Raw genomic sequence first — 8675 nt, forward strand, 5'->3', positions numbered from 1 at the left:
CATGACCGACCCGTTTACCGCCGACGGCGCCAAAGCCCCGCCCAAGCCGTTCACGGTCGAGGAAGGCCGCCGCCAGGTGCGCAGCTTCGTGCTGCGCCAGGGCCGCTTCACCCCGGCCCAGCAGCGCGCGTTCGACGAACTGTGGCCGCGCTTCGGCATCGACTATCACGGCTCGCCACGCGACTTCGACAGCGTCTTCGGCCGCAGCGCCAAACGCGTGCTCGAAATCGGCTTCGGCAATGGCGAAGCGCTGCGCTTCGCCGCCCAGCACGACAAAGACCGCGACCTGATCGGCATCGAAGTCCACGCCCCCGGCGTCGGCCGCCTGCTCAACGCGCTGGCCGAAGACGGCAGCGACCACGTGCGGCTGTACCACCACGACGCGGTGGAAGTGCTCAACAACGAAGTCGCCGATGCCTCGCTGGACGAGGTCCGGATCTACTTCCCCGACCCGTGGCACAAGAAGCGCCATAACAAGCGCCGCCTGGTCCAGCCCGCGTTCGCCGATCTGCTGGTGCGCAAGCTCGCGCAAAATGGTCGCTTGCACCTTGCCACCGATTGGCAGGACTATGCCGAGCAGATGTGGGACGTCCTGGACGCAACCGGGGGGCTCGCCAACCGCGCCGGTCCGCGCGGCAGCGTGCCGCGTCCAGATTGGCGCCCGCAGACCCATTTCGAGACCCGCGGCCAGAAGCTCGGCCACGGCGTGTGGGATTTGTTGTACGACAAGAGCCGGGAATAAGGAATCGGGAGTCGGGAATCGGATGCGAGCTACCGAACATTCGCGACAACTTGTCGGCGCCGAACTCGGTAGCGATGCGGCGCCCTGCTCTTGCCGTTCCGATTCCCGATTCCCCATTCTCCATTCCCGGCTCTAAATGGACACCGCCCTCGCGCTGACCACCGACATGAAGCTCGTTCTCGGGCTGGTGGTGTTCACGATGGCGATGTTCCTGTTCGAGCGCATCCGCGCCGACGTCGTCGCCCTGGTGGTGCTGGTGCTGCTGGGCCTGTCGGGCCTGGTCGAACCCGACGAACTGTTCAACGGCTTCTCCGGTAACGCGGTCATCAGCATCATCGCCACGATGATCCTCGGCGCCGGCCTGGACCGCACCGGCGCGCTCAACCGCCTGGCCGCCTGGCTGCTGCGGCGCGCGCACGGCATCGAGCAGCGATTGCTGCTGCTGACCACCGCGGTGGCCGGCCTGAATTCCTCCTTCATGCAGAACCCGTCGGTGATGGCGCTGTACATGCCGGTCGCCGCGCGCCTGTCCTCGCGCACCGGCCTGTCGCTGCCGCGTCTGCTGCTGCCGATCGCCGCGGCCATCGTCATGGGCGGCGCGCTGACCATGGTCGGCAACTCGCCGCTGATCCTGCTCAACGACTTGCTGCTCAACGCCAACAGCAACCTGCCCTCGGGCGCGGCGACCATCGAGCCGCTGAAGATGTTCGCGCCGCTGCCGATCGGCGTGGCCCTGCTGGCCGCCTCGCTGGCGTATTTCCATTTCTTCGGCGACAAGCTGCTGAAGGACGACTCCGACAAGGGCGCCACGCCGGCGCGCACGCAGAGTTATTTCGCCAAGGCCTACGGCATCGACGGCGACGTGTACGAATTGACCGTGACCGCCGACAGCCCCTTGGTCGGCATGTCGCTGGGCGAGGCCGAAACACTGCGCGGCGCGCCGCTGCTGCTGGCGCTCAAGAGCGACAACGATTCGCGTCTGGCGCCGCCGGCCGACACCCGCATCTGGGTCGGCAGCGTGCTCGGCGCGATGGGGCCGAAGCAGCAGGTGTCGGATTTCGCCCAGAACCATTTCCTGCGTTTGTCTTCGCGGCTGCGCAATTTCGCCGACCTGTTCAATCCCAGCCGCGCCGGTATTTCCGAAGCGGTGGTGCCGGCGACCTCGGGCTACATCGGCAAGACCGCCGGCGACCTGCACCTGCGCAAGCAATCGGGCCTGAGCCTGCTGGCGATCAACCGCGACAAGAGCGTGCTGCGCGAGAACGTGCGCAGCGTTCCGATGCGCGCCGGCGACATGCTGGTGTTCCACAGCATCTGGACCGATCTGGCCAGCGCCGCAGCGAGCAAGGACCTGGTCGTGGTCACCGACTATCCCAAGGGCGAGCAGCGCCCGCACAAGCTCAAGATCGCGCTGACCATCTTCGCCGTGGCGATGCTGCTGGCGCTGTCCTCGCGCCTGCCGGTGTCGATCGCGCTGATGACCGGCGTGGCCGGCATGCTGATCGCCGGCGTGATCAACATCGACGAAGCCTATTCGGCGATCAACTGGAAGACCGTGTTCCTGATGGCCTGCCTGATTCCGCTGGGCTGGGCGATGGATTCCAGCGGCGCGGCGGCGTGGATCGCCGGCCACACCATCGAGCGGCTGCCGCGCGGGACGCCGGTGTGGCTGCTGGAGATATTGGTGGGGCTGCTGACCACGGCGTTTTCCCTGGTGATCAGCCACGTGGGCGCGACCATCGTGGTGGTACCGCTGGCGGTCAACCTGGCGCTGGCGGCCGGCGGCAATCCGACCGCGTTCGCGCTGATCGTGGCCTTGTCGGCGTCGAACAATTTCATGACCGCCTCGAACCCGGTGATCTCGATGATCACAGGTCCCGCGGGCTACAGCGGCAAGGAGCTGTGGAGGATCGGCGGGCCGTTGTCGTTGATCTATACGGTGGTGACGGTGTTGATGGTCAATATCCTGTTCTGGGGCAAGTAATGTCGCAGAAGAAACACCCACGACGCTTCCCGCAGAAATAACGAATTTTCCGCCGCTTTCTGCAATGTCAACCCAGCCAAACCGCCCCATCGCGCACACTCACCGCGATCGCGCGCAGCGATTCGCCGCGGCACGGCCCGGCGACGCATTCGCCGCCGCTCAGCTCGAAACTGGCGCCGTGCGCCGCGCACACCAGCAGCCCGTCCTTGCTCTTGAGAAACTGGCCCGGGGCCCAATCTAATCGGCGTCCGGCGTGCGGGCAGATGTTGAGCCAGGCGCGCACGGCGTCGCCGTCGCGGTAAAGCAACAGCGATTCGGCGTCGCCGTCGATGGTCGCTTCGACCTCGGCGAAGGCGCCGTCGGCCAGGCGTTGCAGCTCGATCAAGGCATGGCCGCCCGCCTCGCCGCCGCCGGGATGATTTAACGAAGTTCTCACACCCTCGCTCATGCCTGGAACGATACTCATGTGTCCGGCTCAGGCCCTATTGTCTCACGACACCTGAAATGTTTGCTCAGACCTTCCGATTTGCCGATCACCGACCGCAATGGAATGCGTTCCAGTCGCGCGTGCGCAACGCTTTCGAGCCGCGCAAACCGCGTCACCGCCTCCTGCGTTTCGTGCTCGGCCTCGTCGGGCTGGGACTGCTGGTGTTGCTGGTGTTCTTCAGCGTCTTCATCGGCGCGGCGATGATCGCCGTGGGCCTGGCCTACAAGCTGTGGCAGCGCCGCGGCAAGCCGATGGCCGCGCGCGCCAGGCATCGTCCGGACGTGGTCGAAGGCGAGTTCCGCGTCGTCGATGCGACGACGATCGAACACCGCTCGACCTCGGCGCGCTGACCGTATGGGCGACGTGATCGAGGCCGCGCCGGCCACCCGCATTCCCGTCCGCGGCCAAGGCATCGCCGCCGACGCCACATTTCCGGTACATCGCGTCTACTGCGTCGGCCGCAACTTCGCCGAGCATGCGCGCGAGATGGGCGCGGCGGTGCCTACCTCGAACGCCGACCGCGGGCGGCCGGTGTTCTTCCTCAAGCCAACCGATGCGATAGAGCTGGGCGAAGCGATTCCCTATCCACCGGGGACGACCGAACTGCATCATGAGGTCGAACTTGTAGTCGCCATCGGCCGCGATGCGCCGGCCGGCGAGCTGCCGGTCGAAGCCGCTTCGGCGCTGATCTACGGCTACGCCGTCGGCCTGGACCTGACCCGCCGCGACCTGCAGGCACAGGCCAAGGCCAAGGGCCTGCCCTGGGACACCGGCAAGTCGTTCGATCACGCCGCGCCGATCAGCGCGATCGTGCCGGCGGCCGAGGTCGGCCCGCTGGGTTCGCGCGCGCTCAGCCTTGAGGTCAACGGCGAAGTGCGCCAGCGCGGCTCGCTCGACGATCTGGTCTGGAACGTGCCGGAAATCCTGCACGAACTCTCGCGCCTGTACGCCTTGCGCGCTGGCGACCTGGTCTACATGGGCACGCCCTCCGGGGTCGGTCCCCTGCAGCCCGGCGACCGCTACCGCGCCGTGCTCGAAGGCGTGGCCGAACTGCACGGACACATCACCTAGGCCTCGGTATAGTCCGGCCCCGGCGCTTTGCAACCGCGCCCAAGCCCGGTCCGATACCGGTCGTCGATAACCAGGGAGAGCATGCGATGGGCATGATCAGCGAGTTCAAAGAGTTCATTGCGCGCGGCAACGTGGTCGATCTGGCCGTCGGTGTGGTCATCGGCGCGGCGTTCGGCAAGATCGTCACCGCGCTGGTCGATGGCATCGTCATGCCGGTGATCGGCTACCTGTCCGGCGGCATCAGCGTCACCGACTGGAAGTACGTGCTCAAGCCCTCGCAGCTGGACGCGGCGGGCAAGGAAGTCGCGGCCGAGGTCGCGGTGAAGTACGGCATGTTCCTGCAGACCGCGATCGATTTCGTGCTGATCGCCTTCGTGATCTTCATCGTCCTCAAGGGCTACAACAAGCTGCGCAAGCCGGCCGACGCCGCGCCCGCGGCGACGCCGGAAGACGTGCTGCTGCTGCGCGAGATTCGCGATTCGCTGAAGAAGTAAGCCCGGCGCTTGCCTGGATCCCGGAACGGCCGCCTAGCGCGGCCGTTCTGCTTTTTGAGGGTGACCTTTGTGGGTGGCCGTTTGTGGGAGAGGGCTTTTTTGTGGGAGGGGCTTCAGCCCCGATGCTTTTCTTTCAGTTCGCGGCAATCCGACCGGAAAGCATCGGGGCTGAAGCCCCTCCCACAAAAGATTCCGAAACGACACAAGCGGCAAAGCCGCGCTCGCCCCTACCGCCTCAAGCCCCGCGATAGTCAGCGACAAAAAACACTCAAGGCCGATGTGACTTTTCTCAGGTAGCGGCCCGCGCGCGGGTTGCTAAGCTCGCCGCTTCGCCTTCGCCGCCGACCTCCCGCGCGGCAGGCTCGCTTGAGGAGATGGGGAATGCGCGCACGGTTATGGGCAGCGATGGCTGCCGTGTTGTTCACCGGTTCGATCACGGCCACGGCGGCCGCGGCCGCCACGCGCGAAACCCGCATACCCGACGCCTCGATCCAGGCCGCGGCCGAGTTGCGCGAACGCGCGCTCGCCAGCGACCTGGGCTACAAGATCGTCGAGTCGCTGACCACCGAAGTCGGCCCGCGCCTGGCCGGCAGCGAAGCCGATGCGCGCGCGGTGGCCTGGGCGGAAGCGAAATTCCGCAGCCTGGGCTTCGACAAAGTCTGGCTGGAACCGGTGACCTTCCCGAAATGGGAACGCCGCAGCGAACACGCCGCGGTGATCGGCGCGCACGCGCAGCCGCTGACGCTGACCGCGCTGGGCGGCAGCCCGGGCGGCACGGTCGAGGGCGAGGTCGCGCGCTTTGCGGATCTGGCCGCGCTGGAAGCCGCGCCGGCCGGTTCGCTGGCGGGCAAGATCGCCTTCATCGATTTCGCCATGCCGCGCGCCAAAGACGGCGCTGGTTACGGCCCGGGCGGACGCATCCGCAGCCGCGGCCCGTCGGCGGCGATCCGCGCCGGCGCCGCCGGTTATCTGATGCGTTCGGCCGGCACCGACTCGCACCGCATGCCGCACACCGGCATCACCCGCTTCGACGACGGCCTCAAGCCGATCCCGTCCGCCGCCTTGTCCGCGCCCGACGCCGAGCAGCTCTCGCGCCTGGTCGCGCTGGGCGCGCCGATCCGCGTGCGCGTGGCGCTGGATTGCGGCTGGGACGGCCAGGCGACTTCGCACAACGTCATCGGCGAGATCCGCGGTAAGAGCAAGCCGGACGAAGTGGTGGTGATCGGCGGCCATCTGGATTCGTGGGACCTGGGCACCGGCGCGATCGACGACGGCGCCGGCGTCGGCCTGACCATGGCCGCGGCCAAGTTGATCGGCCAGAGCAAGCTGCGTCCGGCGCGGACCATCCGCGTCGTCGCCTTCGCCAATGAAGAGCAAGGCCTGTACGGCGGCAAGGCCTACGCGGCCAAGCACCTGCCGGACGTCAAGAAGCATCAGATCGGCGCGGAGAGCGACTTCGGCGCGGGCCGCATCTACGCGTACTCGAGTTCGGCGCCGAACTACGCCAAGGCCGCCGACGCGCAGATCGCGCAGGCGCTGGCGCCGCTGGGCATCGAGCACACGCCGGGCAAGGGCGGCCCGGGCCCGGATATCGGCCCGTCCGCGGCCGGCGGTCTGGCCTGGGCGCGGTTGGCGCAGGACGGTACGGATTACTTCGACTACCACCACACGCCCGACGACACGCTCGACAAGATCGATCCGAAGGCGCTGGCGCAGAACGTCGCCGCGTATGCCGTGTTCGCCTATCTGGCCGCGTCGGCCGACGGCGATTTCGGCAGCGAAGCCAAGAAGGTGACGCCGCCGGACGAATGATCGCGGCGTAACGCAGCGCGGTTGATATGGCCGCCCTTTTCCGGGAATGGGAAAGGGCGGTTTTTTTTGGGCTTGGTGTTGAGTCGCGGCGTCGGAGCGGAAGGCGTCGGGCCTGAAGGCCCTCCCACAACGGTTGGACCTCGCCGTCATGCGATGCGCATCGCATTAATCGCGATGCACGGCGCGCGGCGCCCGGTTCGGCCGCCGGATTGCGTTGTAACGGCAACGAAGGCAGGCAAACCCGCCGCGCTTTTATTCCCCTACAAGGACACGCCCATGGATGAGGTCGAATCCCCTTCCGGCATCACTACGCAGATCACCGACGAATTCACCGAACACGACCCGATCACCCAGCGCAACGTCAAATCCATCGCCGAGGCGCCGGCGCAAGCGGTCGCGACGATCTACATGGCGCTGGCCCATGCCATCTCGATCCTGTTTCAGAACGCCGTCGCGGTCCAGCGGGACGCACAGCAACTGGCGACGGCCTCGCTCTCGGCTGGCATCGCCCGGCTCTACGACCACGACGGCGCGCAACGCCCGGAGACGAACATGAGCCAAGGCAACGAAAAACCGTTCGCGCCGGCGATCGCCCTGGGCAACGCGGCCGATGCGCCGACGATCGCGTCCGAGACCGCCGCGCAAGCCGGCGATTCGCAGCCTGGGCCCGACAACGATCCGGCCACGCTGGTGGAACGGCTGCGGGCCGAGATCGAAGCCGAACACGACCGCCACCCGGTGTATTCCGGCATCAGTCAACAGATCGAACAGGCGGTCAAACTGAGCAACCAACAAGTGCTCGGCTCAGCCGGCGAAGTCGCCTACGCCCAGCGCGCCAGCGCCGACGCCTTCGTCGCCGGCTTGCGCCAGGTGTCCGACGCACAGCACCGTCTGCGCGTGCAGTTGCTGCAGGAGGCGGCGACCGCGGTGTGTCTGGATGCGATGCTCAAATCGCCCGAGCACGCCGGCGACTACGCCGAGTTGCTGAAGATCATCAAACATCTGGATTGACGAACGCGCGCGGCTGTCAGCGCCGCGCCTTCCAGGCCGCCAGCAGCACCGCGGTCGCGGCGGCGACGTTGAGGCTTTCGACCTTGCCGCTGCCGGGAATCGACAGACGCAGATCGCAGGCGGCGGCGAGTTCGCGGTCCATGCCCGCGCCTTCGGCGCCAAGCACGTAGATCAAGCGTTGCGGCAACGTCGCGGCGAATACGTCTTCGCCGCCGCTGACCACGGTCGCGGCCAGCACGAAGCCGGCGCTGCGCAACTGCGCCAGAGCGTTGTCGGTGCGGCCCATGCGCACCATCGGCACCGCCTCGGCGCCGCCCTCGGCGACGCGCGCGGCCGCGCCGGACACGCTCAGCTGCGCGTCCTTCGGCAACAGCACCGCGCTCACGCCGAAGTGCGCCGACGAGCGCAGGATCGCGCCGAGGTTGTGCGGATTGCCGACGCCGTCGAGCCAGATCGCCAGTTGCGGGCCCGAGCCCAGATCGCGCAGCCATTCCGACAACGACACCGGTTCTTCGCGCAGCACGTCGGCGACCACGCCTTCGTGATGGCCGCTGGCGGCGAGCTTGTCCAGATCCTGCGACTCGACCACGCGATAACCGACCCGGTTGGCCACGCACCACGACAGCAACGGTTGCAGCTGCGGAATGCGCGGCGCGTCCAGGTACAGCTTGCGGATCGCTTCGGGGCGGCGCGCGAATACCGCGCGGATGGCGTTGATGCCGTACAGGCGCAGTTCGGCGTCGCGGCGCGCGCGCGACGGCGACGGCGACGGCGAATCGAATCCGTCCTCGCCCAAGGGCAAGGCGAATTCGTCGTCGCGTTCGCGATAGGCGCGTTCGGCGCGCGGCGGGCGGTCGTGATGGCCGCGTTCGCGCGTATCGCGCACGTCGTCGCCATGACGATGGCGTTGCTCGCGGCGCTCGGAGCGATCGTGCGGATGCGCATGACCGCCGTGATGCGGCGGCGCATCGGCGGCGGCGGGCACGGCCTCGCGATTGCGAGGCCCGCTGTTGCGATACGGGCTGCCGGCCGCGGGCGGTGCGCCGCCCGGGCGGCCATCGCGCCCGCCCGGCG

General features: G+C 67.7%; 9 protein-coding genes and 1 pseudogene. 8 read left to right on the plus strand and 2 right to left on the minus strand.

The genetic code is table 11. The annotated features are described in order from the left end of the window. Nucleotide 1: 1 nt before the first annotated feature. A pseudogene (gene trmB / locus AB4Y92_RS18815) lies at nucleotides 2-730 on the plus strand (tRNA (guanosine(46)-N7)-methyltransferase TrmB); the annotation flags it as partial. Nucleotides 731-878: 148 nt separating this feature from the next. Next, the gene (locus AB4Y92_RS18820; RefSeq protein ID WP_441821047.1) at nucleotides 879-2726 is read left to right on the plus strand and encodes an SLC13 family permease; all 1848 of its coding nucleotides are present in this window, start codon (nucleotides 879-881) and stop codon (nucleotides 2724-2726) included. Between the two features lie 67 nt (nucleotides 2727-2793). On the opposite strand, the gene AB4Y92_RS18825 is transcribed toward AB4Y92_RS18820, so the two are convergent. Beyond that, nucleotides 2794-3174 carry a Rieske (2Fe-2S) protein gene (locus AB4Y92_RS18825; RefSeq protein ID WP_083512312.1) on the minus strand — a complete coding sequence of 127 codons (381 nt, stop codon included), beginning with the start codon at nucleotides 3172-3174 and terminating at the stop codon, nucleotides 2794-2796. Nucleotides 3175-3230: 56 nt separating this feature from the next. Between AB4Y92_RS18825 and AB4Y92_RS18830 the strand changes: the two genes are divergently transcribed. The 6 genes from AB4Y92_RS18830 to AB4Y92_RS18855 all read left to right on the plus strand — a co-directional run bounded on the left by AB4Y92_RS18830 (nucleotide 3231) and on the right by AB4Y92_RS18855 (nucleotide 7601). After that, nucleotides 3231-3563, plus strand: coding sequence for a hypothetical protein (locus AB4Y92_RS18830; RefSeq protein WP_441821048.1), 333 nt, complete (start codon nucleotides 3231-3233; stop codon nucleotides 3561-3563). A gap of 4 nt (nucleotides 3564-3567) precedes the next feature. Next, nucleotides 3568-4284 (plus strand): fumarylacetoacetate hydrolase family protein, encoded by a 717-nt coding sequence (locus AB4Y92_RS18835; RefSeq protein ID WP_441821049.1) that lies wholly within the window; start codon nucleotides 3568-3570, stop codon nucleotides 4282-4284. Between the two features lie 86 nt (nucleotides 4285-4370). After that, the gene (mscL, locus tag AB4Y92_RS18840) at nucleotides 4371-4778 is read left to right on the plus strand and encodes a large-conductance mechanosensitive channel protein MscL (RefSeq protein WP_441821050.1); all 408 of its coding nucleotides are present in this window, start codon (nucleotides 4371-4373) and stop codon (nucleotides 4776-4778) included. 101 nt (nucleotides 4779-4879) lie between these two features. Next, nucleotides 4880-5029 (plus strand): DUF6053 domain-containing protein, encoded by a 150-nt coding sequence (locus AB4Y92_RS18845; protein WP_441821056.1) that lies wholly within the window; start codon nucleotides 4880-4882, stop codon nucleotides 5027-5029. A gap of 130 nt (nucleotides 5030-5159) precedes the next feature. Next, complete coding sequence (locus AB4Y92_RS18850; protein WP_441821051.1) at nucleotides 5160-6590, plus strand: M28 family peptidase; 1431 nt, start codon at nucleotides 5160-5162, stop codon at nucleotides 6588-6590. A gap of 276 nt (nucleotides 6591-6866) precedes the next feature. Next, nucleotides 6867-7601, plus strand: a complete 735-nt coding sequence (locus tag AB4Y92_RS18855) for a RebB family R body protein (RefSeq protein ID WP_441821052.1) — start codon at nucleotides 6867-6869, stop codon at nucleotides 7599-7601. A gap of 16 nt (nucleotides 7602-7617) precedes the next feature. On the opposite strand, the gene AB4Y92_RS18860 is transcribed toward AB4Y92_RS18855, so the two are convergent. Next, nucleotides 7618-8397: a TrmH family RNA methyltransferase gene (locus AB4Y92_RS18860; protein ID WP_441821057.1), complete on the minus strand. Its 780-nt coding sequence runs from the start codon at nucleotides 8395-8397 to the stop codon at nucleotides 7618-7620. Nucleotides 8398-8675 lie beyond the last annotated feature (278 nt).

Origin of the sequence: Lysobacter sp. TAB13, from assembly GCF_052113885.1 — a bacterium.
Lineage (GTDB): Bacteria > Pseudomonadota > Gammaproteobacteria > Xanthomonadales > Xanthomonadaceae > Lysobacter > Lysobacter gummosus.